Source organism: Prochlorococcus sp. MIT 0801, assembly GCF_000757865.1.
In the GTDB taxonomy this organism is placed as follows: domain Bacteria; phylum Cyanobacteriota; class Cyanobacteriia; order PCC-6307; family Cyanobiaceae; genus Prochlorococcus_B.
This window is the reverse complement of sequence record NZ_CP007754.1, coordinates 842223-864469: the sequence shown is the minus strand read 5'-3', so window position 1 is coordinate 864469 and position 22247 is coordinate 842223. Positions and strand designations below refer to the sequence as shown.

Annotated in this window: 25 protein-coding genes; 10 read left to right on the top strand and 15 right to left on the bottom strand. The window is 34.5% G+C overall.

All coding sequences use genetic code 11. From position 1 onward, the window contains the following. Position 1: 1 nt before the first annotated feature. The 4 genes from EW15_RS04515 to rsmA all read right to left on the bottom strand — a co-directional run bounded on the left by EW15_RS04515 (position 2) and on the right by rsmA (position 3343). A complete protein-coding gene (locus EW15_RS04515; protein WP_038652472.1) occupies positions 2-991 on the bottom strand; it encodes a pyruvate dehydrogenase complex E1 component subunit beta in 990 nt (329 codons plus the stop codon). Between the two features lie 193 nt (positions 992-1184). Continuing rightward, positions 1185-1547, bottom strand: a complete 363-nt coding sequence (locus EW15_RS04510) for a DUF3082 domain-containing protein (RefSeq protein WP_038652469.1) — start codon at positions 1545-1547, stop codon at positions 1185-1187. Continuing rightward, on the bottom strand, positions 1534-2493 hold the full coding sequence (gene ispE / locus EW15_RS04505; protein WP_038652466.1) for a 4-(cytidine 5'-diphospho)-2-C-methyl-D-erythritol kinase: 960 nt from the start codon (positions 2491-2493) through the stop codon (positions 1534-1536). Before ispE ends, EW15_RS04510 begins: the two co-directional genes overlap by 14 nt. Then, the gene (rsmA, locus tag EW15_RS04500) at positions 2480-3343 is read right to left on the bottom strand and encodes a 16S rRNA (adenine(1518)-N(6)/adenine(1519)-N(6))-dimethyltransferase RsmA (RefSeq protein WP_052041168.1); all 864 of its coding nucleotides are present in this window, start codon (positions 3341-3343) and stop codon (positions 2480-2482) included. Before rsmA ends, ispE begins: the two co-directional genes overlap by 14 nt. Before the next feature lie 111 nt (positions 3344-3454). On the opposite strand from rsmA, the gene EW15_RS04495 reads away from it, so the two are divergent. The 5 genes from EW15_RS04495 to EW15_RS04475 all read left to right on the top strand — a co-directional run bounded on the left by EW15_RS04495 (position 3455) and on the right by EW15_RS04475 (position 6612). Then, positions 3455-3820, top strand: coding sequence for a hypothetical protein (locus EW15_RS04495; protein ID WP_038652463.1), 366 nt, complete (start codon positions 3455-3457; stop codon positions 3818-3820). A 10-nt stretch (positions 3821-3830) separates the two neighbouring features. Then, positions 3831-4268 (top strand): 23S rRNA (pseudouridine(1915)-N(3))-methyltransferase RlmH, encoded by a 438-nt coding sequence (locus EW15_RS04490; RefSeq protein ID WP_038652460.1) that lies wholly within the window; start codon positions 3831-3833, stop codon positions 4266-4268. A gap of 61 nt (positions 4269-4329) precedes the next feature. Next, entirely contained in the window at positions 4330-4776 is a 447-nt protein-coding gene (locus EW15_RS04485) for a LexA family transcriptional regulator (protein ID WP_038652457.1), read from the top strand. 2 nt (positions 4777-4778) lie between these two features. Beyond that, the gene (locus EW15_RS04480) at positions 4779-6056 is read left to right on the top strand and encodes a Y-family DNA polymerase (protein ID WP_038652454.1); all 1278 of its coding nucleotides are present in this window, start codon (positions 4779-4781) and stop codon (positions 6054-6056) included. 79 nt (positions 6057-6135) lie between these two features. Further along, positions 6136-6612, top strand: coding sequence for a serine hydroxymethyltransferase (locus tag EW15_RS04475; RefSeq protein WP_225866607.1), 477 nt, complete (start codon positions 6136-6138; stop codon positions 6610-6612). A gap of 13 nt (positions 6613-6625) precedes the next feature. Here EW15_RS04475 and EW15_RS04470 read toward each other — a convergent pair whose 3' ends face one another. Both EW15_RS04470 and dnaG read right to left on the bottom strand, forming a co-directional pair. After that, positions 6626-6925, bottom strand: a complete 300-nt coding sequence (locus tag EW15_RS04470; protein ID WP_038652448.1) for a hypothetical protein — start codon at positions 6923-6925, stop codon at positions 6626-6628. 20 nt (positions 6926-6945) lie between these two features. Then, positions 6946-8973, bottom strand: coding sequence for a DNA primase (dnaG, locus tag EW15_RS04465; protein ID WP_038652445.1), 2028 nt, complete (start codon positions 8971-8973; stop codon positions 6946-6948). A 48-nt stretch (positions 8974-9021) separates the two neighbouring features. Here dnaG and EW15_RS04460 point away from each other — a divergent pair, with 48 nt between their 5' ends. Genes EW15_RS04460 through EW15_RS04440 form a run of 5 tightly spaced genes read left to right on the top strand, consistent with a single transcriptional unit; the run spans position 9022 to position 11815 of the window. After that, positions 9022-9930, top strand: a complete 909-nt coding sequence (locus EW15_RS04460) for a DMT family transporter (RefSeq protein WP_038652442.1) — start codon at positions 9022-9024, stop codon at positions 9928-9930. Continuing rightward, positions 9927-10313 (top strand): cAMP phosphodiesterase, encoded by a 387-nt coding sequence (locus tag EW15_RS04455; RefSeq protein WP_038652439.1) that lies wholly within the window; start codon positions 9927-9929, stop codon positions 10311-10313. The genes EW15_RS04460 and EW15_RS04455 overlap by 4 nt, the downstream gene beginning before the upstream one ends. A 39-nt stretch (positions 10314-10352) precedes the next feature. Beyond that, positions 10353-11027, top strand: a complete 675-nt coding sequence (ruvA, locus tag EW15_RS04450) for a Holliday junction branch migration protein RuvA (RefSeq protein ID WP_038652436.1) — start codon at positions 10353-10355, stop codon at positions 11025-11027. A 50-nt stretch (positions 11028-11077) separates the two neighbouring features. Then, positions 11078-11347 (top strand): 30S ribosomal protein S15, encoded by a 270-nt coding sequence (rpsO, locus tag EW15_RS04445; RefSeq protein WP_038655174.1) that lies wholly within the window; start codon positions 11078-11080, stop codon positions 11345-11347. 27 nt (positions 11348-11374) lie between these two features. Then, complete coding sequence (locus tag EW15_RS04440) at positions 11375-11815, top strand: PAM68 family protein (RefSeq protein WP_038652433.1); 441 nt, start codon at positions 11375-11377, stop codon at positions 11813-11815. A 9-nt stretch (positions 11816-11824) separates the two neighbouring features. Here the strand turns inward: EW15_RS04440 and EW15_RS04435 are convergent, their stop codons facing one another. The 9 genes from EW15_RS04435 to EW15_RS04395 form a co-directional block, all read right to left on the bottom strand. Continuing rightward, positions 11825-15343: a DNA polymerase III subunit alpha gene (locus EW15_RS04435; protein WP_038652430.1), complete on the bottom strand. Its 3519-nt coding sequence runs from the start codon at positions 15341-15343 to the stop codon at positions 11825-11827. Between the two features lie 71 nt (positions 15344-15414). Further along, on the bottom strand, positions 15415-16875 hold the full coding sequence (gene gatA / locus EW15_RS04430) for an Asp-tRNA(Asn)/Glu-tRNA(Gln) amidotransferase subunit GatA (protein WP_038652427.1): 1461 nt from the start codon (positions 16873-16875) through the stop codon (positions 15415-15417). A gap of 28 nt (positions 16876-16903) precedes the next feature. Next, entirely contained in the window at positions 16904-17134 is a 231-nt protein-coding gene (locus EW15_RS04425; protein WP_038652425.1) for a DUF1816 domain-containing protein, read from the bottom strand. Positions 17135-17362: 228 nt separating this feature from the next. Further along, entirely contained in the window at positions 17363-18769 is a 1407-nt protein-coding gene (gene rlmB / locus EW15_RS04420; RefSeq protein WP_038652422.1) for a 23S rRNA (guanosine(2251)-2'-O)-methyltransferase RlmB, read from the bottom strand. 17 nt (positions 18770-18786) lie between these two features. After that, entirely contained in the window at positions 18787-19185 is a 399-nt protein-coding gene (locus EW15_RS04415; protein WP_038652419.1) for a Mini-ribonuclease 3, read from the bottom strand. Beyond that, positions 19182-19547, bottom strand: a complete 366-nt coding sequence (locus EW15_RS04410; protein WP_071841044.1) for an STAS domain-containing protein — start codon at positions 19545-19547, stop codon at positions 19182-19184. Before EW15_RS04410 ends, EW15_RS04415 begins: the two co-directional genes overlap by 4 nt. A 51-nt stretch (positions 19548-19598) precedes the next feature. After that, positions 19599-20753, bottom strand: a complete 1155-nt coding sequence (gene carA, locus EW15_RS04405) for a glutamine-hydrolyzing carbamoyl-phosphate synthase small subunit (protein ID WP_038652413.1) — start codon at positions 20751-20753, stop codon at positions 19599-19601. A 28-nt stretch (positions 20754-20781) separates the two neighbouring features. Continuing rightward, a complete protein-coding gene (gene trpD, locus EW15_RS04400; protein ID WP_038652410.1) occupies positions 20782-21819 on the bottom strand; it encodes an anthranilate phosphoribosyltransferase in 1038 nt (345 codons plus the stop codon). 112 nt (positions 21820-21931) lie between these two features. Then, a complete protein-coding gene (locus EW15_RS04395) occupies positions 21932-22243 on the bottom strand; it encodes a DUF3288 family protein (RefSeq protein ID WP_038652407.1) in 312 nt (103 codons plus the stop codon). Between the last annotated feature and the right edge of the window lie 4 nt (positions 22244-22247).

Sequence of the window (22247 nt, the reverse complement as noted above, 5' to 3'; positions counted from 1 at the left end):
ATTAATCTAATCCACCATTATTAATAATCTTTTCGGCAGCGTCTACTATCTGATGAGGTTGAATAATGGTTAAATTTTCTAAGTTTCCATTATAAGGAGTCGGAATATCCTGACTGCTTAAACGTACAGGAGGAGAATCTAAATCATTGAAGCAATTTTCAGTAATCAAAGACATCAATTCAGCTGCGATACCACCTGTTTTCATACATTCCTCAACAATAATTACTCTATGAGTTTTCTTTATTGATTTAGAGATTGTATTCATATCAAAAGGCTTAAGACTGATTAAATCAATTAATTCAACATCAATTCCTTTACCATTAAGAAGCTCGACTGCTTTTAAACAGTGGTGACGCATTCTCGAGTAAGTCAAAATAGTAATATCGCTTCCCTGCTTTACAAGATCGGCTTGATCTAGGGCACAGACATAATCACCCTCAGGCAGCTCTTCTATAAGGTTATACAGAAGCACATGTTCAAAGAAAAGAACAGGGTTATTGTCTCTTATAGCAGCTTTCATTAGACCTTTAGCATTTGTAGGAGTACTACAAGCGACAATTTTGATACCAGGAACAGCATGAAAATAAGCTTCAAGTCTTTGACTGTGTTCAGCGCCTAATTGCCTTCCAACCCCACCAGGGCCTCTAACAACTGTTGGAATAGTGAAATTTCCGCCGCTCGTGTATCTAAGCATTCCCATATTGTTGGATATTTGATTAAAAGCAAGCAACAAAAAACCCATATTCATCCCTTCCACAATTGGTCTTAAACCTGTCATAGCTGCACCAACAGCCATACCAGTAAAACTATTTTCAGCAATAGGTGTATCTAAGACTCTGAACTCTCCATATTTTTCGTATAAATCTTTCGTAACTTTATAAGACCCGCCATATTGTCCAACGTCCTCACCCATAACGCATACCAGGGGATCTCTACCCATTTCTTCATCAATTGCTTCTCGAAGAGCATTAAATAAAAGAGTCCCTTTCACAGCTTTAACAGATCGTCCGGATTACCGGTTTGTTATTCCAAACTATCTCAAACAGTGCCTAATTACCCACCTGCCGCAAAAGTCGATAACAGCAATATGGAAAGCAACATCCCAGGAGAGAGTAATAAAACCAAAAGCCCCAAATCATGAAGAGTCATAGAAAGATAAAATATGACAATTTAATATTTAAATACTAGTCATTTTTTTCCTTATTGCCTTCTATCAAACTTCGAATAAATACTAAAAACAAACCCAGTCCAATAAAACCAAAAGTAAAAGTTGCAAGAAAGCTAATCCCAATAATTAGTGTTTTAAAACCAGAGGCAATACTCTGGGCAAACGGTGAAGAATAATTAGGAGAATGAATAGAAAAATATATAACTATCTTTTTACTAATAAAAAGGCTTAAGAGGCTAAAAGACAAGCTTGTAATGGAACCTGAAAGAAAGCTTAAGGGGCCTTTCTTTGGTTGAGGACTAGAGGTATCTAAAGGACTTGATGAAGGATTAGCTAATTCATCAGATTCATTTTTAAACCCATTACTAGGTGAATTCATTTCTTAATTCAACTCCATTAGACATCATTGAACATGCCCAAGCTGATAAACCAGCCCTTTCAAATTCATTAACATGTTCTTTTAATACTCTATTTGCTTGGTCATAATTTTGAAACAAGGCAAAACAACTTGGACCAGAACCACTCATTGAAACGAGTCGGGAACAAGGTAACCGAGACAATAAATTCAATGACTTTTCAACCCCTGGTGTCATAGGGCGAACGCTTTTTTGTAAATCATTTTGTATTTCTTTACGATTATCGAAAATCGACTGATCAGACCAGTCATTAGATCTGATGAAGTTTCTCTTGATTTCAAAATCCCTATCATCTTCAAGATAGCTATCACCGTAATGTTCTTTATATGTTTTATATGCAACTGGAGTAGAGACTTGTATTGAAGGGTCTTTAACCAAAATAAGACCCAACTGAATCTGATCGAGTTGTAATTTTTCTAAAATCTCACCTCTACCAAAACATATCTGCCTTCCTCCTGATATGCAAAATGGGATATCTGATCCTATTTCTTCTGATAAGTGTTCTAATTCCTGAGTCTTAAGATTTAACTTCCATAGTTTATTTAATCCAAGCAATGTTGCGGCTGCGTCTGTAGATCCACCTGCCAACCCTGCTCCAATAGGGATGTTTTTTTCAAGTTCAATATCAACGCCTAAGTGATTATTTCCTACTTTATTTCTCAACAGCCTTGCAGCTTTTATTATTAGATTGTCATCACCATTACTAATCTCATTATTATTAGATTTAAGGTTAATATTATTATCTGCTCTTTTTATCATTTTCACTCGATCACTTAAATTAATACTTTGCATAACCATTGCTAATTCATGAAAGCCATCGCTCCTAATACCTAAAACCTCTAAATGTAGATTAATTTTTGCATGTGCTACTGCAATAAGAAAATCTTCATTTGATTTAGAAGGGACCATTTTCAATAACACAAGTTTCTTTTAATGTTTTTGCCAAGGCGAACCAGTTGGAAGGTGAAATTTCCTGTGGTCTTTGATCAAGACTAATACCTCTATAGGCAAGAAAATCCTTTATTTGATCGCTGGAAGTAACAAAACTTCCAATCGTGTTTCGTAATTTTTTTCTTCTACCAGCAAAAGCATGTTTCAAAAGTTTCTCTAATAAATTGCCTATCTCATAAAAATCTGGCTCAATAGATACAAAGGGCTTAATCATGACTACTTTGGAATCCACCTTAGGTGCTGGTTGAAAACATTTAGAAGGAACATCACATACGTCCTGACATTTAGCTAAGAGCTGGATCCGTACACTTAAAGCACTAAAATTACTGGTCCCAGGTCTAGCCAAAAGTCTTTGTGCAACTTCTTTTTGCATAAGTAAAACTAAAGTTTCAAAAGTATTGTCAGGTGCTTTTCTTAATTCACCAATAAATCTTTTTAATATTGGACCAGTGATGTTGTAAGGAATATTAGCTACAACTTTGTTGATAATGAGTCCATTCTCAGTTTCCAGTGGGACAGACAAAACATCTCCCTCTCTCAAACTAAATTTATCTTGATGACTAAATCGTTTTTTTAAACCAACGACTAAATCTCTATCTAGCTCAATTGCTTGGATGAATCTTGCTTTGGATTCAATTAATTTTTCAGTTAAAGCACCTTTACCTGGACCAACTTCTAATACGCAATCTTCAGGGTTCAATTCGGCCGCCTTGACTATTTGATCCAAAACACCCTGATCTTTCAACCAATGTTGTCCAAAGCGTTTTCTTGGGATGTGTCTAAAATCATTCAAAATGTTATTTCCCATACGCATAAACTACAAACCACATTAGAAACGATCACATATTTCACTCAAATAAAAATAAATTATTTAAAATATACTCACCAGAAGATCTTCAATCAATATACATTTTTCAAAATGACTTTTGATAGCCATAGCCTTGAGCGCCTAAAAGAGCTAGGACGAAAACTTCCAAAAGAGATATCAAAACCTCAATCAAATGAATTAAAAAATCTCAAAGAAACAAAAAATAAAAAATTACACCCTGTTGAGACCGAAACCAACCCTGAACAACTTTTTCGAGAGTTGATGGAAATAACTCCAGATGGAAACGTACCACCTCATTTATTAGAAAGACTAAAAAAACTTGAATCAAATAATGTTAAAATTTCTTCCAATTCAGATCCACAGACTTATGAAAATTCTGAAGATCTTTTAGCTGAAGATGCCCTAAACCTATATACACAATTTCAACAATTTTTACTCGAAGATGATATCGATTAGAAATATCTTTATGATTAATATTTCACACTATAAAATCATTGCTGTAGGAAAAATAAAAAAATTATGGATTCAAGAAGGTATAGAAATGTACCGAAAAAGATTACCTGGTTTAGAAATTGTAGAAATAAAGGAGAAGAACAAAAGAAAAGAAGAACATACAATTAAAGAAATCATTGGCAAAAATGAAACTCTCGTAACTCTTAATGAAAATGGTCAATCTTTTACATCAACACAGCTAGCGACAAAACTTCTTAATTCTTACAATCAAAAAATTTTTTTTGTTATTGGAGGTGCTTCGGGCCTTTCCCCTTCCATCAATAATTCCGCCTCTTGGCAATTAAGTCTTTCACCATTAACTTTTCCGCATGAAATTGCCCGCCTTTTACTAATAGAACAACTCTACCGGGCAAAAAACATTACCCAAGGAGGCCCTTACCACAAGGGATAAACAGATCCGAAGGACAAAGGTAGTTCAAATGTACTATACTGCATAGTACTGGTTTGGGTCTATGGGTTCAAATCGCTCTTGCTCTTTATCAAAGGAAGGTTTGTCGTCACTATTAATTCCATTAGTAAAAGAAACTATTTCTGCAGGTTTTCCTTCTCCTGCGGAAGACTACATAGAGCTCGGTATCGATCTAAACAAATACTTAATCAAGAATCCAATAAGTACGTTCTTTCTACGTGTAAGCGGCAATTCAATGAATAACGCAGGAATTTATAACAACGATTTATTAATAATAGATCGCAGTATAAACCCAAATCCTGGACATATTGTAGTTGCTCTCTTGGATGGAGAATTCACATTAAAAAGACTTATCAAAAAGCAAGATAGTTATTATCTAAAAGCAGATAAAGAAAATTATCCAGCAATAAACTTATATGAATATATAGATATACAAATATGGGGAGTAGCGATTTATTCGATACATGAATTACAGCAATCAAAAGTCTAATTATGTCCAAAGTAATACTTCAAATTGATGGGAATAATTTCTATGCTTCGTGTGAACAAATGATCGATCCTTCCGTAAAAGGAAAGGGATTAGTGGTACTTTCAAATAATGATGGATGCATAATAGCTCGCAGTTCAGAGGCTAGAAGAATGGGGATTCCTATGGGACAACCTTATTTCAAGTTAAAGAATAAATTAAATCAATTAAATATAAATGTGAGAAGTTCAAATTACGAACTGTACGGTGATACCAGTAATCGATTAATGCAGCTACTAAGAAAAAATTGTGAAGAACTGGAAATTTACTCTATAGATGAAGCATTTGGAACTATAAAACGTCCAAAAGAAAAGTGCTTATACAAATGGGGAAAAGATTTACGAGCTTTGGTTTATCAAAACATAGGAATACCAATATCTATTGGTATTGGTGAGACAAAAGTTCTATCAAAAATTTCTAATCATCTAGCAAAAAAGATACAAACGAATTCAGGTATATTTGATATAGGTCTTGTTGAAAATAAAGATCATTATCTTGATCTAATTAATGTAGATAAAGTTTGGGGTATCGGCAAAAGGATGTCTAAATGGCTAAAAGACAGAGGCATAGCTAATGCGAGAGAACTTAGAGATATGTCAAGCGAACAAATCAAAGGAAAGTATGGTGTAGTTGGTCTACGCATTCAAAATGAATTAAAAGGAAAGCTCTGTATCCCTATAAAAGAGACCTCATTAGATCGAAAAGAAATATGCGTAAGCAGGAGTTTTTCGTACCCCATAGATAGCTTAGATGATTTGAGCCAAGCAATTATTAAATACGTTTTAATCGCAAGTGCTAAGTTGCGAAAACATAATCAACTATCTTCAGCTATTACGGTTTTTACGAATACAAATACTCATTCAAAAGATTTTTTTAGGAGTGAAGCAACACAAAAAATAAGCGTTCCAACTTCTAACTCAAAGATCATGATTGAAAAAAGTCTATTACTAACAAAAGAAATTTTTAAACCATATAAGAAATTTATAAAAGCTGGTGTAATATTGCATAAACTTCAAAGCAATCAATATAAACAAAGCCTAATATTTGATGCACAGAATATTAAAGAAGAACTATATTTACAGAGGCTGGATAATGTAATAGATAATATTAATTCGAAAAATGGTATAGATACAATAAATTGGGGATCAACAATGATGGATAAAGAATGGACACCACGAAGAAAAAAACTATCTAGTATAAAAACAACAAATATGGAAAATATTCCAACTATACATGCTAATTAGGAGTTAGTATAATATTTAACAATGATGCTACATATTACAAATAAAGCATTAATTTATAGTAAATTAAAATGAATAATAATTGGAAAATATAAAGATAATGGAGTTCATAGATTTTTTAGATAAAATAGAAGTAGAAATACTACAAATAGTTGAAAAAGCAGGATATGAAACAGCAGAAAACACAAAACTGTGTTTATTAGGTAAAAACTATGCTGGTTTTTTAATTAAGAAAAAAAAAGAAATAGTCATTTGTACAAGTAACGCAAAAAAAAAAGAGGGGTATACAATTCTAAAAATGAACAAAAAGGATATTTATGAAAGGACAGCCTTACGTATAAAAAAAGCTTTCAGGCATGAATCTGTTCATGTTGCGCAAGAATGTAATGATGGAAACTTGTTAAAAATAGAAGGAAAACAATCAATCAACCCTTCGAAGATCAATGCTTTACATGGATCTATGAGAATATCTGGAGAGGAAGAAAAAGAAAGACAAGCATATATATTAGAAGATAAACCAAAATTAATAAAAAATGAATTGAGAAAATATTGTCTATAATATTTAAGTTATATCAATTTTCTCTAAGTAATTGAACAGAGTTTAATTTACTACTGAAAATCAAAACCATTCCTTGCTCCAAAGATGAAAGGCCAATATAAGTCTTAACAGCTTGAGAATTCACCAGAGCAGTTCCACATGTTTCAAGAATAAGGAGAGGTATAGTGGAGGTCGATCCCTGCATTCTCTGAAGATCGAGAGATTGTTGGACAGCTAAATTTGCTTTAATAAATCCAATTTTATTAATAAAATCCAACCAAAGATCATTAGATAAAGAACATTGATCAAAATTAAAAGATGTGATATTTTTCATTAATAAAAAAACATATATAATTATTTATAACATCGTTGTTGATCTAAATTTAATATATGTTTTCTCTCAGCGTAGTAAAGTTGCTGAAAATTTATAGCATCATTATTTAATTCTTCAAACATGTTAATAACCTTCTGCTCCATATCAGTTGAATCACTAGGCTCAGAATTTTCTCGAACAATAAGAGAGGCAATACAGTTTTCAAGAGTTTGTAAACGTTGAGTACTCCATGCATCAATCAAATGTCTACAACGTTTTAAAGATTTTTGCTTTTCAAGAGCGGCGAGAGCTCCACGAATGAAAGATTCGGGATCAATTAGTGTTGCCAAGCGAAGCTCATTAGCCTCTAGAAAAGGAGTAAGTTTAGGAAGATGTTCATTATTATTGGATAGAAAGCTATCTAACAAGTTTTTAATTAAATCAACATCAGCTAAAATATTATTAGAATCATTACAACGATTTATCTTCTCAACAATTTCAGTACCAAACTTATTTTCCTCAATGTTACTTATAGTAGACCATATTGCACGATGATGATTAATTGCAAAATCATCTAAGTCCCTTAGACGAAGTTCATAACGAATAAGAGATCTATAATTAGGACAATGTATATAAGTAAAAAGTATATCTGCCTCACTCCTTTCTCTAAGACTAATTTCTTGAGGTTTATCAATCTTCTTAGAGCGTCCGTGCCATCTCTGACCACTAATTTGATTACGTAAATCTTCCTCTAGTTGAAGAGCAAATCTAGCTTGACCTCCACTAAGACGCTGAGCAACCTTCTGCAGATAATGGGTTCTTATCGCCGTTTGAGGTAACTTTCCAAGAAGGCTTACCAAGTTGCTAACGGCTTCCTGAAATTGATCAGATTTACTTAAATCTAAATCCTTCATAGATTGATCAATTTGCCAATCCATCCAAAGAGGTGCTTTTGCCGCTAATGCTTCATATTCGGATGGAGAATTGTCCTTAAGGAACTCATCTGGATCTTTGCCTGAAGGTAATTGAAGGACTCTTAAATCTAGTTGACCTTGAATAGCAAGGTTTTCTACCTCGCTAATAGCTCTATTAGCTGCACGAATTCCAGCATTATCAGCGTCGAAATTTAAAAGGATCTTTTTCCCATCGGTAGCACGAGAGAGAAGCGTTAATTGATTTCGACTTAGTGCTGTTCCCAAAGAGGCGACAACATTAGTAATACCAGAATCATGGAGTGCCATCACATCAAAATATCCTTCTACTACAACTGCATAATCATTTTTCCTAATGGAAAGAGCTGATTTATCTAAACCAAAAAGATTTTTACCCTTTTCAAAGATTTCAGTCTCAGGTGAATTTAAATACTTGGGTTCTGAACCATCAAGACTTCTTCCTCCGAAACCAATAACTCTTTTTTGCCTGTCGTGAATAGGAACAATTATACGATTGCGAAATCTGTCGTAGAAACCATTCCCACCCTTTCGAGGAACAATTAATCCAGCAGATTCAAGAATTTCAACACTGACTTTTTCAATATCTACAAAATATTTGAGTAATGAGTCCCAATTATCTGGTGCAAATCCAAGCTCAAAATTGATTAAAGTACCATCACTCAAACGACGTTTTTTCTTAAGATAGTTAAGCGCATTTTCTCCACAGGGAGAATTTAATTGATTTCTAAACCAACCAGTAGCAATTTTCAAGATACGATAAAGGGTATCTCTACGTGAGAGCTGTTGCTTAAGTCTTTCTTGTTGAGGCCCTTCAACTGTGTCTATAGGTACTTGATATTTTTTAGCCAGTTCAAGAACAACATCGCTAAAACTTTGTCTCTGAAACTCCATTAAAAATTTAATGGCATTTCCACCAGCTCCACAGGAAAAACAATAATAAAATTGCTTTCCAGGAATTACTGACATTGAAGGTTTACTATCATCATGAAAAGGACATATTCCAACATATTCTTTACCTTTTTTCTTTAAGACAACATGTTCACCAACTACATCAACAATATCCACACGCTCTTTGACAGACTCAATTGTCCTAGGATGTAGTCGAGCAGAAGCCATATGATAATTTTAATTCATGTTTAAGTATTTAGTTAAGAGATTTAGAAATTGAGAAAAAAACTACTTATAGATAAATTTAAATTAGAAAAGAATTTAAAAGGTATCAGATTTTTAATAGGAAGTGGTTTGGCATTTAGCCTAATGAGTGTTTGTGTTAAGGCTATTGGAGGAAGAATACCTATTTCAGAACTTGTTTTGGCTAGGGCTACTATCAGTATAATAATAACAAGATTCTTCTTATATAAAAATAAAATCAACCCCTGGGGATATCAGAAAAGACTATTAATCATGAGGGGATTACTAGGCTCACTTGCACTATTTTGTATCTTCAAAGCCCTAGTAATATTACCCATAGCAACAGCAACAGTAATACAATACATTTATCCTACTTTTACAGTGATAAGTGCATACATAATATTAAAAGAATTTATATCAAGGAGAATAGTATATTCAATCATTATTGGTTGGATAGGAATTGTTTTAGTTAGTCAACCAGAATTAACAAGTAACAATAATATTAAAGAAACAATATTAGCAATAATCATTGCAATATTTGGCGCATTGATGACATCATTAGCTTATATATGTGTAAGAAAGCTTTCTTCAATAGAACACCCTCTTGTTATTATTTACTACTTTCCATTGGTTTCTATCCCTTTATCTATACCTTTTGTTATTAATGATTTTGTATTACCAACGGGAACAGATTGGTTTTGGATAATAGGTATTGGTATTTTTACACAGATTGGTCAACTTTTCATAACAGAGGGATTAACCCTGCTTCCTGCTGGTCAAGCAACTTCCCTAAATTATTCCCAAGTTATCTTTGCAAGTATATGGGGAGTGTTTATATTCCAAGAAACAATAACAAGTTCAGTTTACGTAGGTGGTTTTTGCGTCCTTATTTCCACTATTATTAGTATAAGTGCATCTAAAACGACACAAGCAAAAATATGAATTGTAAATCTCTAATTCTTTCAATAGTTTTTATTTGCACTGGATCAACATCGATACTTGCAGATGAGTTTCAGAGAGGTTACTCATCAAGTAGAACTTGTACGAGAAACGAATACAGAGAAGAATATATTCCAGGAACAAGAAATGATCCTGGATATGTCAAAAAATGGGAGGAAACGGTGGAAGTCCCATGCCCAGGTGAAGGGTCAATAATCAAATACAAAGAAGTTGATAAAAATGATTGCTCTGAAGGCAAAATTGCAGGAGGTATTTTAGGAGCTGGCTTTGCCACCGCCATATCCAGAGGAAAAGATCGTTGGTGGGCAATTCCTGCTGGTCTAGTAGGGGGTTCAATCGTTGGATGTGAGATTGATGGTGGTTGAGTATATTTTTAATACTCTGAAATTCAATCAAAATAAATAATGATTAGCTGGTTAAAAGGTGAAATAATTCATACTTGGAAAATATCCTCTAAAAAAGGAATTGTTCTAAATGTTGGTGGAGTTGGTTATGAAATACAATTATTACCAACACAATTATGTAAAGAAGAAGATTCTAATGAGATTGAATTATGGATTCACAAAATAGATCGTGATGATGGCACAAGTTTATATGGTTTTATAGATGTTAATCAAAGAGATTTATTTCGTGAGATTATCAGTGTAAATGGAATAGGTCCACAAATAGGAATGGCATTACTAGAAGACTTTGGGGTTACTCAATTAGTTAATGCAATAGAAAATAAAGAATCTAATTTATTAACTAAAACGCAAGGTATAGGTAAGCGAATCGCAGAGAGATTAATAGTTGAGCTAAGAAACAAACTTCAAAGATTTACAGATAACGATATTACAAGTCATTACGACAAAAAAGACATAGAGCCTAATCAATTTTCTAAATATATAGATGAAATATATTTAATTCTAAGTTCACTTGGATATGTAGATAATGAAATAAAAGATTCAATCAAAATAATAACAACAAACGAAAAAGAAAATTCTTCCTTATTAAATTCCCTAACTGCAGAAGAAAAGGCAGAGCAAATGGATAAACATCTCAAAGAGATTCTTATGAAATTGAGTGAAAAGAGTACTTGATAGAAGGTAAGGGATTAAATTACAATAGATATAAAAGAAAAGCTAAACAAATGTCACTTAGCACAGAAGAGAAACAAAATCTAATCAACACACATCAAGTACATCCAACTGATACTGGTTCAGTAGAAGTTCAAGTTGCGATGCTTACTACTAGGATCTCAAAATTAAGCACACATCTTCAGGGCAACATACATGATTTCTCCTCAAGACAAGGCTTGCTCAAAATGATTGGACAAAGAAAAAGACTTTTAGGTTACGTAAAAACCAAAAGTGAAAAAAGATATACAGAGCTCATAGAAAAATTAGCTATTAGAGGATAATTACTGTTATTAGACTACTTAAAGCTAATGAAAGGTTCGAAAAAGAACAAAAAGGACCAACCCAAAGAAGTCAAAATAGGTTTTTCCAGCAATAACTCGGCTCCAAAAATAGTTTCTAAAAAATTTGCAAAAAGTACTATCAAGAAATCAGGAATACCAAGCTATGTTGCAAATAGAATGGCAAGAAGAATAGCTTTTACCACAGGTATTCCAACGCTAAGTGGCATGGGCGTATTTATTGGGAGTTATTTTTTAATAAGCAAAGGTATTGCTGAAATATCTCCAACACTCACTCTTGTAAGTTCAGCGCTTTGTTTCCTTGTAGGCTTATTAGGGTTAAGTTATGGAATACTCTCAGCGAGTTGGGATTTAAATCCAGGAAGTTTTCTTGGCTTTGAAAACATAAAGCCAAACATAAAAAGGATGAAAGATGCATTCAAAACAAGTCAAGCAGATATTTCTAGTTAAAAATAAAATTTAAATCACAAGACTTTTACTTGATCTTGCAATGAAGGAATTCTTAGACAGTGAATCCAAAGCTCGATCAGTATCCTTAACGCAAAATTGATCACCCAATCTTACATACCTAGTACTATTATTGTCCTTGAGACATGCTACTACAGGGATTCGTACACCTAATTCATTTCTGTCAGGTCTGTTTTTTGAAAGGCATTCTCTTAATTTATGCTGAATATTGATATCTGTAGCTTGATCAGGACGAAGATCAATCAAAAGAAATCTTAAGTCATCAATTTCACGACAATCATCAATAAGCAATTGAACAGTTTCATCTCTCCTATCTACGCTGCCCCATATCAATAATCTCGTTTCAATCATCAAATGATCAGATAATCTTTCAAAACTTTTTGGAAAAACAACCGCTTCACAAGAACCAGTTAAATCTTCGAGCTTAATAATAGCCATCCTGTCACCTTTTCTAGTTGTGACTTCTCTTATCTCTGGAATCATTGCTATGACACTGACCTTGGACTTATCTTTCTGCTCTTCTAAAGAACCAAGGCTAATAGGAGCAATCAATTTTGCAGGTTCTGAAAGTTGCTTCAAAGGATGATCAGATAGATAGAAGCCAACATGCTCTTTTTCTAATTTAAGTTTGTCTGAAGGAAGATACTCGTTGACCTGCTTCGCCTTTGGAGCAGATAAATAATCATCAGTTGGAGATGATTCATTATTTGTTGAAGTAACAAGATCGAAAAGATTACCTTGGCCGCTTGTTCTATCTTTTGCTCTAGAAGAAGCCCATTCGATAGTTAAATCCAAATCAGCAATAAGCTGCGCGCGATTTGCATTTTCATCAAGACAATCAAGTGCTCCACTATGAATCAAAGCTTCGAGTCCTCTTCGATTAACAGAACTAAGTGAAATTCGATCACAGAAGTGTGCTAAAGAGGTAAATTCTCCATCTTCATCTCTAGAGGTAATAATCTTTCTAATTGCTCCATCTCCTAAATTTTTGACAGCTGAAAAACCAAAAAGAATTGAATTATCTTTTGGAGTGAAATCAACACCAGAAGTATTGATATTTGGAGGCATTACGTTTATGCCCATTGAATTGCAGTTGGAAATATATCTTTGAATCTTGTCAACCGAGCCAGCATTGACTGTAAGCAATGCCGCCATATAAGCAACAGGATAATGTGCTTTTAAATAAGCTGTCTGATAAGTAACCGCACCATAAGCAGTTGAATGACTTTTGTTAAAGCAATATTCAGCAAATAAAACCATTTGATCAAATAACTGTTCAGCGATGACATCTGTAACGCCATTTTTAACAGCTCCATCAACAAAGAGGGTTCTGTGGCGCTGCATTTCGGATACCTTTTTCTTACCCATCGCCCTTCTCAATAAATCTGCTTGCCCAAGTGAATATCCGGCTAAATCCTGAGCAATCTTCATGATCTGCTCTTGATAAACCATGATTCCATAAGTCTCACTTAAAATAGGTTCAAGTGAATGATGTTGAAAATCAATACTCTCCTTTCCATGTTTTCTATTTATAAATTTAGGAATCAATCCTGCATCAAGAGGACCTGGGCGATAAAGAGCAAGAATTGAAGAAATATCCTCAAGAGATGAGGGCTTTAAATCCTTTACTATCTGCCTCATTCCACTAGATTCAAGTTGGAAAATCCCTTCTAAATCTCCCCTAGAAAGTAGTTCGAATGTTTTTTCATCTGTGAAAGGCAAAGAATCAGGATCTAATCTCTTACCAATTGATTTCTCAACTAAATTGATTGTCTTTTCGATCATTGTAAGATTTCTAAGTCCTAAAAAGTCCATCTTCAAAAGACCAAGTGATTCAATATCTTCCATAAAATATTGAGTGATTATTTGTCCATCATTGTTTCTTTGAAGAGGAACTAAATTATCAAGTGAATTAGCCGCAATAACTACACCTGCTGCATGCACACCAAAAGTCTTATTTGTCCCTTCAATCCTCATTGCCATATCAACCCATTTCTTTACTTTTGAATCATTATTGTATTTTTCATAGAATTCTTTATTAGGAGAATCTTTTGAAATCATAGCTGACAATTTTGCAGGCTTACCCCTTACAACTGGAATTAATTTCGCTAAGCGGTCTGCATCCCCATAGGGAATATCAAGTACGCGAGCAACATCTTTCAAAACAGCCTTGGATGTCATTCTGTTAAATGTAATTATCTGTGCAACTTTATCTTCACCATACTTTTTAGTTACATAATCTATTACTTCGCCACGTCTTTCAATACAAAAATCAGTATCAATATCAGGCATTGACTTTCTCTCAGGATTGAGAAATCTTTCAAATAACAAACCATTTTCTACTGGGTCAATATTAGTTATATGAAGAGAAAAAGCGACTAAAGAGCCAGCTGCTGAACCCCTCCCAGGGCCTACAGGAATATTTTTATCTCTTGCAAATCTTATATAATCCCATACAACAAGAAAATATGTAGGAAAACCCATTTGGTCAATTACGCTTAACTCATAATCAAGTCTTTCTTTATAAGAGCTTGGAAAATTTTCAAACTTAGAAATATCTAAAATTTCTTTTAAACCGTTGATAGTTATCTCTTTAAGATATTCGATTGGTTTATAGCCATCAGGTATAGGAAAATTTGGCATCTTATAGTTCCCTAAGATCGTATATTCTTCTACTTTGTTTGATAGTTTGACTGTATTTTCTATTGCACTATTTATTACATTATTTTCTATATGATCAGTAAATAGACTTCTCATTTCCTGCTCAGACTTAATATATTCAGTACCTGTATATCTTAATCTTTTGTGATCACTTATTAATTTTCCAGTCAAAACACAAATCAATGCATCATGAGCTTCAATATCATTACTTGATACATAATGTGCATCATTAGTAGCAATAATTTGGATACCAAGTTCTTCAGATATTTTGACTATTTCACTATTAACAATTCTATCCTCAATTGATCCATGATCTTGAATTTCTAGATAAAAATCATCACCCAAAATTTCTTTGTACCAAGCGGCTACTTCTCTAGCAACATCATTTCTTCCTTTTAAAATAGCTTGTGGGATTTCTCCACCCAAGCAAGCTGTTGAGCAAATTAATCCCTCACTGTATTTTTTAAATAAAGACTTATCTATACATGGTCTTGAGAAGATCCCTCTTCCCCTAACACCATTTAAATGACTAAGTGTCGTTAATTTAACAAGATTTTCATAACCAATTTGATTTTTCGCAACAACAACAAGATGGTATCTTTTCTCTTTTTTGGGCTGAGGGTCATCAATTGAACCATTGATAACGTACATCTCATTCCCAATAATTGGCTTTATATTTTCGGCCTTACATAACTTCAATAATTCAATCGCGCCATACATTACTCCATGATCAGTCAGGGCTAGAGCTGGCATCCCCAATTCCTTTGCCCTTTGAACCATCAAAGGAAGCTGACTAGCTCCATCAAGAAGGCTGTAGTCACTATGGTTATGAATAGGAACAAAAGCCATTAATATCACACGAAACTACACTGCATATAGTGTAGCGACAATTATATCCTCCACATGAAGTGGATTAAAGTTTATAACGTGAAATCTGTATTAGGCCTCTTTTTATAAACCTCAGCAGCTTTCTCAAATTGACTAGCTACTTGAAGAAGCTTACCTTCTTCAAAAACATTACCGATTAGCTGTAACCCTATTGGCAGGCCAGAATTATCAAACCCACATGGCAGGCTAATAGCAGGCAAACCAGCTAAATTAGCTGGAATAGTTAACAAATCCGATAAGTACATAGCCATAGGGTTATCAATATTATCTCCAGAACCGAAAGCAGTGGTAGGAGCTGTTGGGGCCAGCAGAACATCTACCTTTTTGAAAGCATCATCAAAGTCTTTACGTATTAAAGTTCTAACTTGCTGGGCCTTCTTGTAGTAAGCCTCAACATAACCAGCGGAAAGCGCATAGGTTCCTATAAGAATTCTTCGTTTAACTTCACTTCCAAAACCAAGCGCTCGACTTTTGGTTGTCATTTCAATGAGAGATTGTTCATCTTCAGAGCGGAATCCATATTTGACACCGTCATATCTTGCTAAATTCGCCGAAGCTTCAGACGGGGCAATAACATAATAAGTAGCAATTCCATCATTGAAACGAGGACAAGAAACATTAACAATTTCTGCACCTAAGTGTTCTAGTAGCGAGGCAGAGCCAAGAACAGATTCTTTAACATCGGTGGCTAAACCTTCATGATCAAAGCAATTATCAATTAAACCTATTTTCATTCCCTTAATTGACTTAGAAAGGGTCTCCAAATAATTGGGAACAGGAATATCGACAGTAGTTGAATCAAAATCATCTTTGCCTGATATAACTTGCAAAATTTCAGCTGCATCAGAAACATTATTAGCAAATGGACCAACCTGATCTAAAGAACTAGCAAAAGCTATTAATCCCCATCTACTTACTCGTCCGTAAGTGGGCTTCATACCAACAACGCCACAAAATGAAGCTGGTTGTCGAATTGACCCGCCAGTATCAGAACCCAGAGATCCGTAACATAATCCGGCAGCAACAGAAGCTGCACTACCACCAGAACTTCCTCCAGGAACTTTAGTTATGTTCCATGGATTCAATGTAGGACCAAAGGCAGAGGTTTCTGTAGAGCTCCCCATCGCAAATTCATCCATATTTGTTTTGCCAATAAGTATTGCTCCTTCGTTCAAAAGCTTTTTAGTAACTGTTGACTCGTATGGGGGGACAAAGTTGTCCAAAATCTTGCTTGCACAAGTTGTCTTGATTCCTTTCGTACAAAGGTTGTCTTTTATCGCAATGGGTATTCCTGACAAAGGCGGTAAATGGTCGCCAGATGCTATTTGTTTATCGATATATTCAGCTTTGCTTAGCGCAAGCTCAGTGTTAACAGTTAAAAAGGTATTCAGAGTTGGATCTAATTCGTTTATTCGGTTTATTTTTTCTTGAACAAGCTCTTTGGAAGAAACCTCACCACTTTTCAATTTCTGGCGCAAGTCTTCAAAAGTCATTACTAAATTATAAAAAATATTTTTAAGCCTATGACGTTAGAGGCTCATTACGGCGACACCTAATTAAACTATGACTTATTTTTTGGGGAGACTCTGCGGAAAGATCCTCAACAAATCCATTTAAACTGACCTTCAAGCTGCGACGAGTCAGAAATGGACCAAACCAATATGTCACCTCAGGATGAAGAGTCTCAACCTTCGCCCACCAGGCCAAGCCAAAACTATTACCTAAGCTTCGAAGAGCCCTAATGGGACCCATAAGTAAACTGCGTTTAATTTACTATACTTTCTTAATCAGATATTTAACAAATAAATATGGAATATTATGTTCACTTGATGATGAAACATATATCAGAAGAGAAAGAATGTTGGGTATAAAAAGCTGTGAGTAATGTAATTAATAATCTAATTTGATTATGAAGTTATAAAGATACTAATACAACTATAAAAAATATACACTTGTTTAAGGTGTTATTTTTAAAAAGATTTAGTTATTATTTTCAGTTGAAATCTGAGGTTTCAATAATCTAGGTGAAGGGTCTTGTCCAGAAATTGAGCGCATCCATCTCGATCTAGCCACTTCATATAAGAAAATAGACGTAGCGACTGACGCATTAAGGCTTGTAGTGACTCCCTTAAGAGGAATCCTTACTAACTGATCACACAACCTTCTTGTTATTAGAGAAATTCCTTTGTCTTCAGACCCAACTACTACAACTAAAGGACCTTCAAATTTGATTTCAGACAAAGTAGATGTTCCCTCCTCAGCAAGGCCAACAACGGTATAACCTTCATCTTTCAATTTTTCTAAAGACCTATTTAAATTAACAACTCTTGCTACCGGCAAATGTTCCAGAGCTCCTGCGGCAACTTTTGCGACAGATCCTGTTAAACCTGCACTTCTTCTTTGTGGAAGGATTAAGCCTTGAGCACCGAGGGCTTCGGCAGATCGAATTATTGCCCCAAGATTCTGAGGATCAGTTAAGCCATCTAAAGCCAATAGCAATGATGAATCACCAAAAGCTTTGCAAGCATCAATTAAATTCTTTAAATCATGTGTTTTTGATGCGGCAATTTGTAAAACTATTCCTTGATGAACTGCGCCATTGGTGAGCTGACCAATCCTTGACCATGAAACTTCTTCAACTAAGACACCAGATGCTTTTTGATCTTTGAGAAGTTGAAAAAACTTTGGTGTACTTCGTAATTCAGAGGTACACCAAATCCTATGAATTGGCCTGCCGCCCATAAGCGCTGACTCAGTTGAATGACGGCCCCAAATCAGATCATCACTTAATGTTTTGGTATAGCTTTGAGAATATGAGAGAGGTTCTATGCTTTCTTCACTTCTATAACTGCTAGCTTCCTGAGAATTTTTATTCTTGTACGAAGCGTTGGTCGATTTTCTCTCAAATCGATTAGATCCTCTGTAATTATTGTTATCCTGAAAATTTTGATTTCTGTCTGAAGGGTTGGTCGATTTTCTCTCGAATCGATTATATGCTCTGTAATTGTTGGTTTCCTGAGAGTCTTGATTTCTGTACGAACGGTTGGCCGATTTCCTCTCGAATCGATTAGATCCTCTGTAAATATTGGTATCCTGAGAGTTTTGATTTCTGTTTGAAGGGTTGGTCGATTTTCTTTCGAATCGATTAGATCCTCTGTAGTTGGAATTTGTCTCGTTACGACTTCTTGATCTTTCAGAAGATTCTTTGTCTAATGAATATTGATTTAATGGATCTGAAGAAAGACGATTTGTTTTGTTATGGTTTCTTCTTCGATCATTGTAGTTTGAATTTTGGGAGTCATTATCTTGGCGAGAAAAATTACTACTTCGTTTATTAGATGAAGAGTTTTTTGAATTCCTTCTGTCTTTATTAAAGCGATAACTCATTTTATAAGAAATATTTTTTAGTTAATGGGTCGATCAAGAAGATCGAATAAATCTGCAAGACGATTTGGATTTTTCAAAAACAACCAACCAACAATAGTCTCAAATCCGGTCGCAATTGCATATGTGGCTGCATCTACATTTTTAGGACCTCTTCCAGCTTTGTTTCTACCTTTTCTAAGGAAATCCTTTTCAGTATCAGTGAGGAAAGGCTCTATTTTTGTGATTGCCTTAGCTTGACTGGATGCGTTTACCTCTTTAACAACGGCATTGTGCAGATCCTTAGAGCGCATTGGAATACTGCAATATCTCAACCTTTGATGCATTTCCCACACAGCATCTCCCAACCAAGCTAGTTGCAAAGGACCCAAGCCATCGGGAGAAATGGTTGATTTGTAAGAGCGAATCCAATCAGTCAAGCTGATAATCTACCAATTGCAGTATTTAGATCAGGTGCAACATGAAGGTATTCCTCTAAGCGAACAAGTTTAATTGTTTGAATAACTCTTGGATTTCCTACAACATTAAAGGATCTTTTTGAATTAGTACATTTCTTAGCAGCTTGAACCATTGCACCTAAGCCACAAGAATCAATGAAATCGATATTAGTTAAATCAATTACAACTGATAGTTGATTAGAAGCTAAAACTTCATTGATATAAGTTGTGAATTGTTTCTCTGAATAAGCATCTAGTTGACCAGTGAAATTAATCACTAAACAACCATTTTGCTGTTTAGAACCACCTCTAAGAGAAACAGTAAGTCTTTTTAATTCAGTTATGGGATTAGTCCCCTATGACTTCATGATGGAAGTGTAGTGATAGAAACCAAATTAATCCACGATTCTTCGTCGTTCTTCTATTAAGGTTACGAAATGATTAAAATGATGATCAGCATCATGCGGACCAGGGCTCGCTTCGGGGTGATACTGAACACCAAAGAAAGGCCTGTCAATTACAGAAATTGCAGCGACTGTTTGGTCATTTAAATTTAATCTGGTGATTTTTATTTTTTTGGAATTCAAAGATTCTGAATTCAAAGCAAATCCATGGTTTTGACTAGTAATTTCAACTTTTCCATTCAATCCACATGGATGATTTAGTCCTCTGTGTCCATAAGAAAGTTTAAAAGTTTTACCACCTAAAGCCAATCCAAGGATCTGATGGCCTAGGCAGATTCCAAAAACAGGTAGTTTTTTATATTCAATTAAATTTTTAGCAAGATTAATACCACTATCGACTGTGGATGGATCACCTGGACCATTTGAAAGAAAAACACCTTCAGGTGATAAAGCTAAAACATCGGCCATTTCAGCATTTGCAGGTAAGACAGTTACCTCACAACCATGAGCAACTAACCGGTCCAATATCGATTTCTTTATCCCAAAATCTATAGCAACAACTTTGTATGGAATAGTTTGAGTATTTTTAATTCTCATATCAAATGCAACAGGACAAGTTGAATTAGCTTGAAAAGCAGTTTTTGTAGTTACTTTATCGACAAGATTCAGACCACTCATTGAAGGAGATTTTTTTAAAAGTGAAAATAATTCAGCTATTGAATATTTGGACTCTGATGAAATAATTCCATTCAAAGAGCCAGACTCTCTTATATGTCTAACAAGTGATCTTGTATCTATTCCATGGATTCCAACAACATTTTCATCCTTTAACCAATTTTCAAACGAAATTTCATGTCTCCAGTTACTGGGAGTGTTTGATATTTGACGAGCAATAACACCTTTAACTGAAGGATGTGATGATTCATTATCCTCAAAATTGACTCCTGTATTACCAATCTCTGGATAGGTAAAAGTAATAAGTTGACCATAGTAACTTGGATCAGTTATGACCTCCTGATAACCTGTCATACCTGTATTAAATACGACTTCACCAGAAATAGTTCCAAGCGCACCAAAAGATAATCCTTCAAAATAGATCCCATCCTCTAATAACAAAATCGCAGAGCTATCAGTATCGAAAAACATAAGGAATAAGGCTTATCAGTTAAAAGGATTAAATGGCTAAAAAATCTCTTAATTGCTCGAAAAGGAGCCATGACTTATCTGTATTCAAACAAACTAATGCTCGTTTAACACCTGAAGATAAATCATCCTCAACTCCTGATACCCATAAAACAAGAGCAGTATTTAATGCTACGACTTCTTTGTGATATTTATTTCCTTCTCCATTAAGTAAAGACTTTAAGATTTGAGAATTAGTTTTCAAATCATCACCTTTCAATCTTTCATTGGAGATTTCAGTAAGTCCAAGATCACTAGGGTTAATAATTTCAGTTTTAATAACATCTTTGTCTAAGAACCTAAATTCATTAGCCCCAGCTAGTGAAGCCTCATCAAGACCACCTGCTCCATGAACAACTACAGCTCTTTTAAGTCCCATTCCTTTTAAAGCTAGCGACATTGGATCAAGCAAATCAGCTTTGGCTACTCCCAATACTTGAGACTTTGGTCTAAGTGGGTTAACTAATGGACCCAGTAAATTAAAGATGGTTCTAACTCCTAAGCTTTTTCTTAAAGGAGCAAGATTTACCAATGAAGGATGCCAAGAAGGAGCAAAAAGAAATGTAATACCTAACTTCTTTAAAGCTTCAAGAACTTTTCCGGAAGAAACATTTAAAGGTAATCCTAAATTTTCTAATACGTCTGCTGATCCAACCTTGCCGCTAGCACTTCGATTTCCATGTTTAGCGATTTTCACCCCTAAGGCCGCCGAGACAAAAGCAACTGCTGTAGAAATATTGAATGTGTTCGCTCCATCTCCACCAGTTCCGCATGTATCTACCAAATCAAAAGATGGTAGATCTGATGGTGTCGTTGAGGCATCTTGAAGAATTTTTGCCATTACCGAAAGTTCATTACCAGAAACCCCCTTTGCTCTAAAAGCTGCTAAGAATGCCCCTGTTTGAACTGGTTCAATTTTATTTTCGAGCCATGAATTCATTAAATAATTAGATTGCTCTTCAGTTAAATCATTGGAAGCAAGAAGTGATTCAAGAATTACTGGAAAAGTTATAGGATTTAGAATGGTCATTTATCAGAAAAAGTCCTAAGTGTTAAGCGTTCCAAGCAGAATATTTTTTATAACTTAATCATTAATATATCAACAATGGAAGTTGTTTAAATAAAAAAATAATTTCCTAACATTAAGATTCAGTGGAATCTGACGTATCAAATCCAGAACCGACGTTATCGGAACTTGAATGACTTGAAGGACGAAATCCCTCTGACCAAAGTTTCCTTGTTATTTCCTCTAATTTGTCACGATTAATGCTCCATTTTTTTAAAAGTTTTTCCATATCAGAATTAAGATCTTCAGCACCTCTGAAATCCTGATATCGAATTATTAATCTAGCTAGTTCAACAAAATTATTTGAGGTTGGAGAATCTATCGCACACAATCGATCAAGATTTTCACGATCTGTTGAATAAAGCGGATGATTTTGTGCCTCGTTCATAAAT